This window comes from Erythrobacter sp. JB2-19, assembly GCF_057365005.1.
This window is the reverse complement of record NZ_CP200290.1, coordinates 595,173-609,449: the sequence shown is the minus strand read 5'-3', so window position 1 is coordinate 609,449 and position 14,277 is coordinate 595,173. Positions and strand designations below refer to the sequence as shown.

11 protein-coding genes and 2 riboswitches are annotated in these 14,277 nt (G+C 59.1%); of the genes, 2 read left to right on the top strand and 9 right to left on the bottom strand.

Annotated features, from left to right (window positions below):
* Positions 1 to 7: 7 nt before the first annotated feature.
* Complete coding sequence (gcvPB, locus tag AC0V6O_RS03085; RefSeq protein WP_486141454.1) at positions 8 to 1,603, bottom strand: aminomethyl-transferring glycine dehydrogenase subunit GcvPB; 1,596 nt, start codon at positions 1,601 to 1,603, stop codon at positions 8 to 10.
* On the bottom strand, positions 1,600 to 2,964 hold the full coding sequence (gcvPA, locus tag AC0V6O_RS03080; RefSeq protein WP_486141453.1) for an aminomethyl-transferring glycine dehydrogenase subunit GcvPA: 1,365 nt from the start codon (positions 2,962 to 2,964) through the stop codon (positions 1,600 to 1,602). Before gcvPA ends, gcvPB begins: the two co-directional genes overlap by 4 nt.
* Before the next feature lie 32 nt (positions 2,965 to 2,996).
* Between gcvPA and AC0V6O_RS03075 the strand changes: the two genes are divergently transcribed.
* A complete protein-coding gene (locus tag AC0V6O_RS03075) occupies positions 2,997 to 3,275 on the top strand; it encodes a hypothetical protein (protein ID WP_486141452.1) in 279 nt (92 codons plus the stop codon).
* Between the two features lie 155 nt (positions 3,276 to 3,430).
* Here the strand turns inward: AC0V6O_RS03075 and gcvH are convergent, their stop codons facing one another.
* The 7 genes from gcvH to AC0V6O_RS03040 form a co-directional block, all read right to left on the bottom strand.
* On the bottom strand, positions 3,431 to 3,802 hold the full coding sequence (gcvH, locus tag AC0V6O_RS03070) for a glycine cleavage system protein GcvH (protein WP_486141451.1): 372 nt from the start codon (positions 3,800 to 3,802) through the stop codon (positions 3,431 to 3,433).
* A 5-nt stretch (positions 3,803 to 3,807) separates the two neighbouring features.
* Positions 3,808 to 4,965, bottom strand: a complete 1,158-nt coding sequence (gene gcvT / locus AC0V6O_RS03065) for a glycine cleavage system aminomethyltransferase GcvT (RefSeq protein ID WP_486141450.1) — start codon at positions 4,963 to 4,965, stop codon at positions 3,808 to 3,810.
* 58 nt (positions 4,966 to 5,023) lie between these two features.
* Positions 5,024 to 5,129, bottom strand: a riboswitch (glycine riboswitch).
* Positions 5,130 to 5,131: 2 nt separating this feature from the next.
* Positions 5,132 to 5,241: riboswitch (glycine riboswitch) on the bottom strand.
* A gap of 143 nt (positions 5,242 to 5,384) precedes the next feature.
* Positions 5,385 to 6,509 (bottom strand): serine hydrolase domain-containing protein, encoded by a 1,125-nt coding sequence (locus AC0V6O_RS03060; protein WP_486141449.1) that lies wholly within the window; start codon positions 6,507 to 6,509, stop codon positions 5,385 to 5,387.
* An 88-nt stretch (positions 6,510 to 6,597) separates the two neighbouring features.
* Positions 6,598 to 9,240 carry a methionine synthase gene (metH, locus tag AC0V6O_RS03055; protein WP_486141448.1) on the bottom strand — a complete coding sequence of 881 codons (2,643 nt, stop codon included), beginning with the start codon at positions 9,238 to 9,240 and terminating at the stop codon, positions 6,598 to 6,600.
* The gene (locus tag AC0V6O_RS03050; RefSeq protein WP_486141447.1) at positions 9,240 to 10,286 is read right to left on the bottom strand and encodes a homocysteine S-methyltransferase family protein; all 1,047 of its coding nucleotides are present in this window, start codon (positions 10,284 to 10,286) and stop codon (positions 9,240 to 9,242) included. Before AC0V6O_RS03050 ends, metH begins: the two co-directional genes overlap by 1 nt.
* Positions 10,283 to 11,191: a methylenetetrahydrofolate reductase gene (gene metF / locus AC0V6O_RS03045; protein ID WP_486145478.1), complete on the bottom strand. Its 909-nt coding sequence runs from the start codon at positions 11,189 to 11,191 to the stop codon at positions 10,283 to 10,285. The genes AC0V6O_RS03050 and metF overlap by 4 nt, the downstream gene beginning before the upstream one ends.
* Positions 11,192 to 11,208: 17 nt before the next feature.
* The gene (locus AC0V6O_RS03040) at positions 11,209 to 12,195 is read right to left on the bottom strand and encodes an ArsR/SmtB family transcription factor (protein WP_486141446.1); all 987 of its coding nucleotides are present in this window, start codon (positions 12,193 to 12,195) and stop codon (positions 11,209 to 11,211) included.
* A gap of 154 nt (positions 12,196 to 12,349) precedes the next feature.
* Here AC0V6O_RS03040 and AC0V6O_RS03035 point away from each other — a divergent pair, with 154 nt between their 5' ends.
* On the top strand, positions 12,350 to 14,257 hold the full coding sequence (locus tag AC0V6O_RS03035; protein ID WP_486141445.1) for a beta-galactosidase: 1,908 nt from the start codon (positions 12,350 to 12,352) through the stop codon (positions 14,255 to 14,257).
* Positions 14,258 to 14,277 lie beyond the last annotated feature (20 nt).

The window sequence follows — 14,277 nt, the reverse complement described above, 5'->3', positions numbered from 1 at the left end:
CAATAGTCTAAGCTGACAGTTCTGGGTCCTGCCATGCCAGTTTCGGTTTGCGCGCAGCCTGCGTCTCGTCCAGCCTGCGGCGCGGTGCATAATACGGTGCCTGTTTCATGCTCTCATCGCCAGCCAGCGCGCGCTCGGCCACGCTGCGGAATGCGGTGATGAACTGATCAATGCTCGCCTTGCTCTCGGTCTCGGTCGGCTCGACCAGCATCGCGCCGTGCACCACCAACGGGAAATACACCGTCATCGGATGATAGCCCTCATCGATCAGCGCTTTCGCTAGATCGAGCGTTGAGAGGCCGCCGCCGAAATCCTTATCGCCAAACAGCGCCTCGTGCATGCAAGGCCCGCTGTCTGCGAACGGAGCGTGGAGGATATCTTCCAGACTGCGCAGCACATAATTGGCATTGAGCACCGCGTCCTCGGCGACTTGCTTCAGTCCGTCGGCTCCGTGGCTGAGCATATAGGTCAGCGCGCGGGTGAACATGCCCATCTGGCCGTGAAACGCGGTCATCCGGCCAAAGCTGGATAGCTCGCCACCAAAGTGTTCGCGGGCGAAATCGTCCGCCTGCTCTTCTTCAACCAGATGCACCACGCCGTCTGCGGTGCGCGCCGTGTAGGGTAGCGGCATGAAAGGCGCGAGCGCTTCGGACAGGACGACCGGGCCAGAACCGGGACCGCCGCCACCATGCGGGGTCGAAAATGTTTTATGCAGATTGATGTGCATCGCATCGACGCCAAGGTCGCCAGGGCGCACTCGGCCAACGATCGCGTTGAAATTTGCACCGTCGCAATAGACGAAACCACCAGCGGCATGGACCGCATCGCTGATCTCGCGCAGATCGGGTTCAAACAGGCCGCATGTGTTCGGGTTGGTGATCATCACCGCTGCAACGTCCGGGCCCAACCGGGCTTTCAGAGCCTCTAGATCAACCCGGCCCGCAGGCGTCGCGGGAATATTCTCTACCCGGTAGTTGGCAAAAGCAGCCGTTGCTGGATTGGTGCCGTGGGCGCTTTCCGGAACCAGCACGACTTCACGCGCATCACCGCGCGCTTCGAGTGCGGCACGTATGCACAGGATACCGCACAATTCACCATGCGCGCCCGCCTTGGGACTCATCGCAACACTGTGCATTCCAGTTAAGGTCAGCAGCCAATGCGCCAGCTCATTCATCACCTCCAGCGCACCCTGCACCGTTTGCACCGGTTGCAGCGGATGAATATCAGCAAAGCCGGAAAGCCGCGCGACCTTCTCATTAAGGCGCGGATTGTGCTTCATCGTGCAACTGCCGAGTGGGAAGAAGCCCAGATCAATACCATAATTTTGGCGGCTTAGGCGGGTGTAATGACGCACCGTTTCTGGCTCTGTCAGACCGACGAGACCAATCGGATCCATGCGGTCAAAACCGCCCAGGCGGTTTGGCGCACTGGGGTCAATCTCTGGCAGGTCAACGCCGGTTGTTTCCGCATGGCCGATCTCAAAGATCAGCGGTTCTTCCAGCATCAAAGCGCGGTTGCCAGTTGTGGTCGAAGGGCCATTGTGGAGACCGTCTTCGCTGACTTGCATCTCAGGCTTCCAGCCAGATTTGTTGGGCGCGTTCATGACAGCACTCCTTCCAGCTCGCTCGCCAGTGTTTCGATGTCTTCCTCTGTCGCCGTCTCGGTCACCGCGACCAGCAGAGCATCCTCCAGCCCCGCAACACCGGGATAGAGCCGGTCGAGCGAGACGCCGCCCAGAACGCCGCGATCGGCCAGACTGCGCACAACGTCGCGCGCTGGCTTGCCGCCGAGTTGCAGAGTGAATTCGTTGAAGAAGGCGCTGTTGAGCAAGCTCACACCGGGAATTTTCTCCAACCGGTCTGCTGCGATGCAGGCCAATCGGTGGTTCTCCGCCGCCAGTTCGCGCAGCCCCTTTTCGCCGAGCAAGGTCATGTGGACATTGAACGCCAGAGCGCACAGGCCGGAATTAGTGCAGATATTGGACGTCGCCTTTTCGCGGCGAATATGCTGCTCCCGCGTGGAAAGCGTCAGTACGAAACCACGCTTGCCCTCTGCATCCGTGGTCTCACCGCACAGCCGCCCCGGCATTTGCCGCACATGCTTCGGATCGCGCACCGCGAACAGGCCAAGGTAAGGCCCGCCAAATTGCAAGCCAACGCCAATCGATTGGCCCTCACCCACAACGATGTCCGCACCCATTTCGCCCGGCGATTTGATCGCGCCCAGCGCCACCGGCTCTGTGTTCACTACCACCAGCAAAGCGCCCTTTGCATGGGCAGCGTCGGCCAGTTCGGTGAGGTCCGGAATGCGGCCAAGAATATCGGGATATTGCACCACCACACAGGCGGTGTCGTCATCGATCCGGCTGATCAGGCCAGCATTGTCTGGCTCGGTTTGAATGGCGGGCATCGCATCAGCGATGGTGTCGCCGGTAAACTGCGCCATGGTCTTAACGACTTGGCTGTAATGCGGGTGCAGCGCGCCTGATAGCACCGCGCGGTGGCGGCGCGTGACGCGCCCAGCCATGGCCACCGCTTCCCAGCATGCGGTAGAGCCATCATACATCGAGGCATTGGCAACCACGCAGCCATAGAGCCGCGCGACCTGGCTCTGAAATTCGAACAGCATTTGCAGCGTGCCCTGAGCGATCTCAGGCTGATACGGGGTGTACGCGGTCAGGAACTCGCCGCGCTGGATCACCGTATCGACGCTGGCGGGAACATGGTGGCGATACGCCCCTGCGCCAAGGAAGAATGGCGCATCACCAGCGGCCAAATTCTTATTCGCGCGCGCTTTCATATGCCGTTCAACCGCCATTTCGGAGGCATGCATCGGCAGCTCGCGGATCGGGCCATCAAGCTGAGCCACGGCGGGCACATCGACGAACAGATCATCGATCGAATTGGCACCAATTTTCGCCAGCATATCGGCGCGATCAGTGTCGGTAAGAGGCAGGTAACGCATCTATAATCTCGCTAAAGAATCAGTGTGATAGAATGGGGCTTGATGTCGTCGCATCGATCCAAGCATCCGAATTGCATGCCGCTGTCGTCAGGAGGCGCTTTCCAAGTTGCGTTGATTTCTCCCCGAACGACAACTTCATTGAACTGCATGAAGATCGCTCGACTATCGAAATCGTCATTCCCGCCGATCCCAAGCGCACGGCGAAAGGCTGGCATCCATTCTTCGTCTGGAAGCTCTCGATAAGCAGCGACCCTTTTTGCATCATCCAAAGTGCTGAATATTGCGCAATTGGTCCCGCCACACTCACCTAGCCAGCCCGTCACCTCCACGACCTTGCCATCTAGCTTGCTGTCCTCTGCTGAAATGTCAGCGAGGACCTCAGCCACCGTGTATGCATCGTCGGGAGCCGACAAAGCGCAGCTCCCCAACAATAGCGCAAAGCAAGAGATCGTGAGCGCGCTTCGCATCACAGATTATCGACAAACGCCTTGTACGCTTTGTCATCCATCAAGCCGTCCAGCTCGCCAGTGTCGCTGATTGTCAGGCGGAAAAACCATCCCTCTTCCTCGGGCGAGGTGTTGACCAGCGCGGGCTCATCTTCGAGCGCGGAATTGGTCTCGGTCACTTCGCCCGTGATCGGCGCGTAGACATCGCTTGCCGCCTTAACGCTTTCGACCACAGCAGCCTCGCCGCCCTTGTCGACCGTCGCGCCGACATCGGGCAGTTCGACGAACACGATATCGCCCAATTGTTCCTGCGCATAATCGGTGATGCCAACCGTGGCGGTTTCGCCTTCGACATCAATCCATTCATGTTCATCGGTGAAATAACGCGGCATTTTGATCAGCTCCCTCGGTAATAATTATGGGGTACAAATGGCATGGGTGAAACGGTGGCGGAGAGGCGCTTGGACCGCACCTCAATCTCTAGTGTTTGGCCTTCGCCCGCATGGGCGGGATCGACATAGGCCATAGCAATCGGAGCCCCGAGCGTGGGTGAAAACCCGCCGCTGGTGACAACACCGATCTCTTGGTCTCCGGCAAAAACCTTGGCCCCTTCGCGCGCGGGCATGCGACCATCGACTTTGAGGCCGACACGCGTTTTCGCGGGGCCATTCGCAATCTCGCTCTGGACGCGCTCTGCTCCCAGAAAGCCGCCTTCGCTGCGGCGGCGCTTGTTAATTCCGAAAATCAGCCCCGCTTCGATCGGGCTGATATCGGGCGATAGATCATGGCCGTAAAGCGGCAGGCCAGCTTCCAAACGGAGGCTATCGCGCGCGCCGAGGCCAATCGGGCGAACCTCTGGCTCCGCGCACAGCAGGGTCGCGATCTCTTCCGCCGCCTCTGCCGGGATGGAGATTTCAAACCCGTCCTCGCCAGTGTAGCCCGCACGCGCGATCGTCACCACATGTCCTGCGATCTCGAACCGGCCAAAGCGCATAAAGGTCAGATCGGCCAAGGAATATTCGCCCGTCGCATGGCGTGCGAGCGCATCGACAGCCTTCGGCCCTTGCAACGCGAGCAGTGCATGCTCGTCCATGTGGTGAAGCGTAATTGCGTCAGGCAGGTGTTCGCGCAGATGGCCAATGTCATCCCATTTGGTCGCGCCATTGACCACCAAATTCAGATTACCGGGCCAGCGTGAGACCATCAGATCATCGAGCACGCCGCCATTTTCATCGAGCAACAGAGAATAGCGCTGGCGCCCCAGTTTCAGTGTTGAAAGATCGATCGGCAGGATTGCTTCGACGGCCTCGTCGAGCCCTTCGCCCGACAACAAAACCTGCCCCATGTGGCTCACGTCGAACAAACCGGCGCTGGTCCGCGTCCATTCGTGCTCGGCAACAATGCCGCCGCCCTCGCCCGTATATTGGATCGGCATTTCATAACCTGCGAACGGGACCATGCGCGCGCCGCGTGCCCGGTGCCAGGCGTCCAGCGGCAGCTGAGCAATCGGCGGTGCGCCATCTTCCATATCATCAGTGGTGTGATCGTCGCTCAATATCAGTCCCCGCACAGGCGTGCGACGCTCCACTATTGAAGCGCCGTTTCATCCTGCCCCCTCTGTCGGGAAACCTGAGAGCTTAGCTCGGCCGCGCCTTGCGGCGCAGCGAGCCTTCCCCTTCGGTGGCCTTGCGAATGCTCGCAAGAGCGCTTTCCAGAGTGCCCATTCCAGCGCGGTCCGTTTGCCTGAGAGTTTCCGGGGCGGTTGCTCCTTCGGCGCCTTGCCCGAATGCTTTTGCAAGCAAGTCGGCCAAATCTCTCCCGCGAAAGATGTCAGAATCACTTCTGACGGGCATGCGCCATGTTGCGCATGCGAAGGGGTGCGTCAATCTCCGCCAAGCATTATCCGGGAAAACGCGAAACAATCGTGCGGTCAGTTGGAGTTTTGCTCCGCCAGCAGCGCCTGAGCGCGCTTCATCAGGTCGATTTCGCGCTGCGAGAACCCGCCCTCGTCCTCGGCCCCTTGGCGCGGAGGAACAGCCGTGGTGAAGTAAGCGAAGCCCGTGCCACCGACTGCGTCGAGCCACAGCCCTGAACGAAGACCATAGGCTTCACCAGCATGGCCAATGCGCGACAAACCGTCATCGAAGAGCCCATCGGAACACGTTTCTTGGGGGCCTCAATCATTTGAACGCCAAGTCCGTAAACACAAAAGAACTCCTGTCCTGGCTCAGGTTTATGCATCATCGAAAAAATAAACATGCCAAGTGAGTCAAATGACAGGAAACTGTCGGTATGGCGTTTGGTCAATTCCTGCCCGATCTTTGCCAGATCTATCATGCCGATCCGCACGCCACCTTGGGGTGAGAAGATCGACGCATTGGTGCCCGGCACATAGCTCTCAAGGTCGCATGCAGTGCCTTCCGCCACCGGTACAGTGCAATTGGGCGGCAGGTCACTAGTGTCATCGCGGGCCACCTCGCCCGTGTCGCGGTAAAGCGTGACGGCACGGGAGGTCATATCTTCATCGCAACCGATCCAGTTTAGACAGGCCTTGATCCCCAGCGGCGCAAAAACCGTGCGTTCCACAATGCGGTCATATCGCTCGCCCGCTGCCGCCTCGAGCACGGTCGCCACAACAGGCGATCCAAGGTTTGCATATTCAAACGGAGCCTCTCCGGGCGGGCTATCCGCATACCACGCCTGCGGCTCGCCAAGTTTCGCCTGCAGGCTTTCGCCGAGCGGAATGACGTAGCCCGCATTATCGCGCAGCCCGGATCGGTGAGACAGCAATTGCGCTAGCGTTACCTTGGCATCGGGAAATTTGGGATTGCGCACCTTCCACCCGAGATAATTCGACACATCGGCATCCAGATCGACCTTGCCCTCATCGACCAGCCGCAAGGTTGCCAGCGCCATGATGAGCTTTGAAATGCTCGCAATGCGCACCGGATCGTTGGCCTCGACCGCCTCGCCCCGCTCCCGATTGCGTACACCTTCGACAATCAGCGGCGTGATAGTCTCTCGGTCAAACGCCACCACCACTGTGGCAGGCGGCGGACCGGCGTCGATGTCTGGTATGGTCGCGCAGGCCGATGTCATCGGCAAAACAAGGAGCAGCGGGGCAAGCAATCGAGCATACATCGCCAGAGCATTGCCGCTGTGCCGCCCAAAATCAATCGAGATTGGCCTAATCCAGATTTGGACGCAGCCAGCGTTCCGCCGTTGCCAAATCGACCCCGCGCCGCTTGGCATAATCCTCCAATTGATCGCGCCCAACCCGCGCCACGCCGAAATATTGCGATTCCGGGTGCCCAAAATAGAAGCCTGAGACCGCCGCCGTTGGATACATCGCGAAGCTCTCAGTCAGCGTCAGGCCAACGTTCTTTTCCGCTTCGAGCAGTTCAAACAGAATCGGCTTAAGCGAGTGATCTGGACACGCGGGATAGCCAGGAGCCGGGCGAATGCCGCGATATTGCTCTTTGATCAGTGCTTCATTGGTCAGCTGCTCACCGGGTGCATAGCCCCACAGATCGGTGCGTGTGTGCAGGTGCAGACGCTCGGCAAAGGCCTCGGCAAACCGGTCAGCCAACGCTTTCAGCAGAATATCGGAATAGTCATCCTTGTCCGCTTGGAAACGGACCGAATGCGGCTCAATCCCGTGAATGCCGACCGCAAAGCCGCCGATCCAATCGCCATCGGGATCGATAAAGTCGGCAAGGCACATATTCGCCCGATCGCGCGATTTCTTCACCTGTTGGCGTAGGAAAGGCAGCGTGACATGCTCTTCGCGCCGAACCCGGTGGATCGTCACATCATCGCCGTCGCGTGCACACGGCCAAAAGCCCGCAACACCGCGCGCCGTCAGCCATTTCTCCGCAATGATCTGGTCGAGCATCGCATTGGCGTCATCGAACAGTTGGCTGGCGGTTTCGCCCACCACGTCATCCGTCAGGATCGCGGGATAATTGCCGTGCAGCTCCCACGCGCGGAAGAACGGTGTCCAATCAATATATTGCCGCAGATCCGCCAAATCCCAATCGTCAAAAGCATGCACACCGGGATTGAGCGGCGGCGCAGGTTTATCGCTGAGGTAAGCGTCGTAATAATTGGCCCGCGCGTCTTCTAGGCTCAGCAGCACGCTCGGCGTCTTGCCTGCCCTCGCCTCGCGAACTTTGGTGTAGTCGCCCGCCGTTTCGCCAACGAAGCCATCGCGCTGAGTGTCTGACAGTAGTTTCGACGCCACGCCAACCGCGCGGCTGGCATCCAGCACATGGATCACCGGGCCTTCGTAGGCTGGGTCGATCTTCAGCGCGGTGTGAACCTTGCTGGTGGTTGCCCCGCCGATCAGCAGCGGCATCGTCATCTCCGCGCGCTGCATTTCTTCCGCCACGGTCACCATCTCATCAAGCGAGGGAGTGATCAGGCCGGACAGGCCGATCATATCGACATTGTTGTCGTTCGCGATTTCCAGAATCTTGGGCCAGGGCACCATCACGCCAAGGTCGATCACCTCATAGCCATTGCATTGCAGCACAACGCCGACGATATTTTTGCCAATATCATGCACGTCACCCTTCACGGTCGCCATGATGATCTTGCCTTTGGCCTTACGCTCAGCCTCCGGCAGCAGATCCTTCTCTGCCTCGATAAACGGGATGAGATGCGCAACCGCCTTCTTCATAACGCGCGCGGATTTCACCACTTGCGGCAGGAACATTTTGCCACTGCCAAACAGATCACCAACGACATTCATGCCGTCCATCAGCGGGCCTTCGATCACTTCGATTGGGCGGCCACCAGCGTCGGCAGTGGCGCTGCGCATTTCCTCAGTATCATCGACGATATGCGCATCGATCCCTTTGACCAGCGCATGCTCCAGCCGCTTGCGAACTTCCCAACCGCGCCATTCCGCCGCCTGCTTATCGTCTTCCTTTGATTTGCCTTTGAAGCTTTCGGCGAGGTTGATCAGCCGCTCCGTCGCGCTGTCTTCTCCCTCTACCGGGCGCATCAGGATCACATCTTCGCACGCATCGCGCAGCACGGGGTCAATCGTGTCATAAACATCCAACTGCCCGGCATTAACGATCGCCATGTCGAGCCCAGCGGGGATCGCGTGATAGAGAAAGACCGAGTGCATCGCCCGGCGCACCGTCTCGTTCCCGCGAAAGCTGAAGGACAGGTTGGACAGCCCACCACTGGTCTTCACATGCGGGCACGCAGCCTTAATCTCGCGCACAGCCTCAATGAAGTCGAGGCCATAGCGGTCATGTTCTTCGATGCCGGTGGCAACCGCAAAAACGTTCGGATCAAAGATGATATCTTCCGGCGGGAAACCGATGCCAGTAAGCAGTTCATTAGCGCGGCTGCAAATCTCAACCTTGCGTGCCTTGGTGTCTGCTTGGCCTGTCTCGTCAAACGCCATCACCACAACAGCCGCGCCATAGGCCATGCATTTACGCGCTTGCTCCAGGAACGGCTCTTCGCCTTCTTTCATCGAGATTGAGTTCACAATCGGCTTGCCGGAAACGCATTTCAGACCAGCCTCAATCACCTCCCATTTGGAGCTGTCGATCATCACTGGAACGCGGGCAATATCAGGCTCTGCCGCGATCAATTTGAGGAACGTCGTCATGGCGTGGACCGCATCAAGCAGCCCCTCGTCCATATTGACGTCGATCACCTGAGCGCCGTTTTCCACCTGCTGGCGCGCGACCTCGACGGCGGCGGTGTAATCATCCGCCATGATGAGCTTCTTGAACCGAGCGCTGCCGGTGACATTCGTACGCTCACCCACATTGATGAAGCGCGCTGTCGAATTTTGCTGGTCCATCAGGCCGCCACCGTGAAGGGTTCGAGGCCCGCAAGCCGCATGGCCGTTTCTGGCGCAGGCACATTGCGCGGGGCAAGGCCCACAACCGCGTCGGCAATCGCCTGAATATGCGCAGGCGAAGACCCACAGCAACCGCCCAGAATATTCGCCTGACCGTTCTCGGCCCATTGCTTGACGAGTCCCGCCGTGGTTTCCGGCATTTCGTCATATTCCCCCAGCTCATTGGGCAGGCCGGCATTAGGATAAGCCATCAGCAAAGTATCGGCGATGCCCGAGAGAACCTGAACATGCGGGCGCAGTTGATCCGCACCAAAGCTGCAATTGAGGCCGATGGTAATCGGATGGGCGTGGCGCACCGCATACCAAAACGCCTCGACCGTATGGCCGGACAGATTGCGGCCAGACAGGTCGGTCAGCGTCATAGAGATCATCACTGGCACTTCGCGCCCCAGATCTGTCTCCAATTGCTTTACCGCCATAATACCAGCCTTGGCATTGAGCGTGTCAAACACCGTTTCAATCAGGATGAAATCGCATCCACCCTCCATCAACGCCGCCGCCTGTTCCTTGTAGACTGCGGTCAGCTCATCAAAATCAATCTCGCGAAAGCCAGGATCTTCGACATCGGGGCTCAGTGATAAGGTTTTATTGGTCGGTCCAATCGCTCCGGTAACAAAGCGCGGCCGGCCGTCTTTCGCCGCATATTCATCGGCCAACGCTCGGGCGATCTTGCCGCTGGCGATGTTGATCGCGGCCACCTGAGCCTCAGCGGCGTAATCCGCCTGACTAATCCGGTTGGCTGAAAAGGTGTTGGTCGAGATCACGTCCGATCCAGAATCAAGATAGGCGCGCGTAATGTCTTCAATCACATCAGGCCGGGTCAGGGCGAGAATGTCATTATTGCCTTTCTGATCGGCCTTCAGGCCCAGATCGCCGGCATAGTCCTCTTCGGTCAGCTTGCGTTCCTGGATTTGCGTCCCGAACGCGCCGTCAAAGATCAACACCCGCTCGCCAGCTTGCTCCAACAAGGCTTCCCGCGCGTTCACACCGCTTCTCCGACCGGGCGTTTGCCGAGCATGTGGCAAATCGCATAGCTCAACTCCGCACGGTTGAGCGTGTAAAAATGAAATTGGCGCACGCCGCCTGCGTAAAGCTTGCGACACAGCTCTGCCGCAATCGTTGCGGAGACCAGTTGGCGAGCCGCCGGACGCTCGTCCAAGCCGTCGAACAGGCCTTCCATCCAACCAGGTATCGCCGTCCCGCACATGCCGGACATGCGTTGGACAGCGGCGAAGCTCATTACAGGCATGATGCCTGGCACAATTTCGCCATTGATTCCCGCCGCTGCCGCCTTGTCGCGGAATCGGAAGAAGCATTCCGGTTCAAAAAAGAACTGAGTGATGGCGCGGGTCGCCCCCGCCTCAAACTTCGCTTTCAAATTGTCGATATCGGCCTGCGCATCGGGGGAATCCGGGTGAACCTCAGGGTAGGCCGCAACCGATATCTCGAAATCAGCTACATTTTTTAGGCCCGAAATCAGCTCCACGGCATTCGCGTATCCACCGGGATGCGGCGTGTATCCGCCTGCGCCCTCAGGCGGATCTCCGCGTAGAGCAACGATATGGCGGATGCCGCTTTCCCAATAATGCCGCGCCACCGCATCCACCTCTTCGCGAGTTGCGTTGACGCAGGTCAGGTGCGCTGCTGCCGGAATATTGGTTTCCTGATTGATCCGCACAACCTGCTCATGAGTGCGCTCGCGAGTGGTGCCACCAGCGCCATAGGTAACCGACACGAAGCGCGGCCCCAGCGGTGAGAGCGTGTCGACACTGCTCCACAAGGTCTCCGCCATCTTCTCCGACTTAGGTGGAAAGAATTCAAAGCTGATTTCAATGTCGCCGGGCAAACCGGAGAAAAGCGGCGTATCCAACGCCGTGCGCGCTTCATGCATTTGATCGAGGGTCGGGCTCACGCTGTGCGTTCCTTAGCGGGGGTTGAGAGAGGGTTGCTGCGGCGTTCGCCGAGCCAGATTTTCACAGTCAGCGGCTCGCCATCAAGTGCTTGCGGCGCTTCGGGTTCAAAGCCTGCATCAAACAGCAGATCGCGCAATTGCGCATCGGAAAAGCCAAGGCGCGCGTGCGCATGGCGATCACGTAATTCTTCATGATTGTGGGCGGCAAAGTCGACGATTGCGATGCGCCCGCCGGGCCGCGTGACCCGCGCCGCCTCCAGCAGTGCAAGTGCAGGGTCTTGTACGAAATGAAGCACTTGGTGGATCACAATCGTATCAAAGCTCGCCGCAGCAAAAGGCAAATCGCCAAGATCGCCCTGCACCAGCTCAATCTGTTCTGTCGGTAGATGTTGCAGTTTAGCCCGCGCGATCCGCAGCATCTCAAGGCTCTTGTCGAGCGCGACAATCCGTTCCGCGCTATCCGCGAACAATTCCGCCATGCGGCCTGTTCCCGTGCCAATATCTAGCAGCGTTCCCAGCGGAGCATCGCCCAGGGCGCGCGCCAGAACCTTTTCAACCTCGCTGTCTGAGCTGTGCAAGCGGCGCAGTTCATCCCATTCCCCGGCATGGCGCGCAAAGTAACCCTCCGCGGTCTCTTCGCGGGCAGTCCGGATCGCGGCCAGCTTGCGCATATCCTCGGCGCAGGACTGGCCAAAGTCCTGATCTTCTGCCTCAGCAATGGCCAGCAAACGGGCAATAGCTTCCACTAAAGGAGAGGCTTGCTCCGCCCCGCCCTGCATGCGCAGAAACACCCAGCTGCCTTCGCGTCGCCGCTCCGCCAGACCCGCATCGCACAATATTCCAACATGGCGCGAAACACGCGGCTGGCTCTGCCCCAGCACTTGCGCAAGCTCGCCAACGGCCAATTCCATCGCCGAAAGCAAGCGCATAATGCGCAGCCGGGTGGGGTCGGCAAGCGCACGGAAGATTGTGTCGATATTCATCACAGAAGCAACATATAAAGATATTTATATATGTGTAAATAGGTCGCAGCCATAAGGGTTAACCCTTAGCATACTGCCATAACAACGCGCGGACTTGCATTCTGATCCACCGGGCGCGAAACCCCGCTTTCGAAAACGCCAAAGGACGCGCAAAATGAAGCTGGGTTGCTGCTATTATCCCGAACATTGGCCGGAGGATATGTGGGCTGATGATGCGCGCCGCATGGCCGAAATGGGCCTGTCCCTGGTGCGGATCGGCGAATTTGCCTGGAGCCGGATTGAGCCAGAACCGGGAAGGTTCGAGTGGGATTGGCTCGATCGGGCGATTGAGACGCTTGCCAATGCGGGCCTCAAAATCATCCTTGGTACGCCCACTGCGACGCCGCCCAAATGGCTGGTCGATCAAATGCCGGATATGCTCGCAATTGACGAGCAAGGCCGCCCACGCGGCTATGGCTCGCGGAGGCATTATTGCTTCTCACACTTGGGTTACCGCACCGAAAGCCGCCGGATAACCGCCGCCATGGCGGAGCGCTACGGGGCAAATCCGGCGATCACCATGTGGCAAACCGACAATGAATATGGCTGTCACGACACGGTTTTGAGCTTCTCAAAGGCTGCCGCTGAGCGCTTTCGCGAATGGCTCGCCGCGCGCTATGGTGATGTTGATGCGCTGAATGCCGCATGGGGCAATGTGTTTTGGAGCATGGAATATCGCACCTTTGCAGAGGTCGATCCCCCGCACCTCACCGTGACCGAGGCGAACCCGGCGCATTGGCTCGACTACCGCCGGTTTGCGTCGGACGAGGTTGCCAGCTTCAACCGTGAGCAAGTCGATATTCTGCGCGCCGCATCGCATGGCCGAGACATTGCGCACAATTTCATGGGGTTCTTCACCGAGTTCGATCACTACGACGTCGGCCAGGATTTGGATGTCGCCACTTGGGACAGCTACCCACTCGGGTTTCTGGAGCAATTCTGGTTCAGCGAAGATGAAAAGCAGGAGTTTCTGCACCAGGGCCACCCCGATATCGCCGCCTTCCACCACGATCTTTATCGCGGCTGCACAGGCGAGCGCTGGGGTGTGATGGAGCAGCAACCCGGCCCGGTAAACTGGGCACGTTTCAACCCAGCCCCATTGCCCGGAATGGTGGCGCTGTGGACGCTGGAGGCGATGGCGCACGGGGCAGAATTCACCAGCTATTTCCGCTGGCGGCAGGCCCCACTTGCGCAGGAGCAAATGCACGCAGGCCTGCTGAGGCCGGACAGCGAAGATGCGCCAGCCGCAGACGAAGTGAGAGAGGCCGCGCGCGTGATCGCGGAGATTGGCCCGCAACAGACCACGCAAGCGCCTGTCTCTCTGGTGTTCTCTTACGAGGCAGCATGGGTGTGCGGCATCCAACCGCAGGGGGAAAGCTTCCGCTATCTCGAGCTGGTGTACGAGCATTACTCCGCGCTGCGACGTGCGGGATTGGACGTGGATATTGTCTCACCAGCCGCAGACCTGACAGACTACAAAATGGTCGTCATCCCGACCCTGCCGATTGTGCCCAATGGCCTTGCAGAGAAGCTGGCAGCACTCAGATGCCCCGTGCTGATCGGTCCGCGTTCTGGAAGTAAAACCGATAGCTTCTGCATTCCTGACAATCTGGCACCCGGCGCATTGCAGGAGCTATTCGCGCTCAAAGTCACCCGCGTGGAGAGCCTGCGCGATGGCGTGAGCGAACCGGGCGATGGTTTTGATATCACCCGCTGGCGCGAAGAAATTGCCAGCGACCTAGAGCCTGAATTTGCCGACGCTGATGGCTGCGGCGTGGTCTATAAGCAAGGTGGTCGCCGCTATGTCTCCATCTGGCCCGATCGCGCTTTGCTGGATCAGCTCGTCGCGCGCATGGCGAGCGAAGCGGGGGTCACGTTCACTGCTATGCCCGAAAGTTTGCGGACCCGGTGCAGTGCCTCGCACATCTTCGCATTCAACTATTCCAGCGCGCCAATGGTCTGGCCTGAGACCGGCGAGGAAATTGCGCCCGCTGGCTATGCGATTGCGCCTCGCCGTGCATGATCGCTTGCCATTCCGCCGCC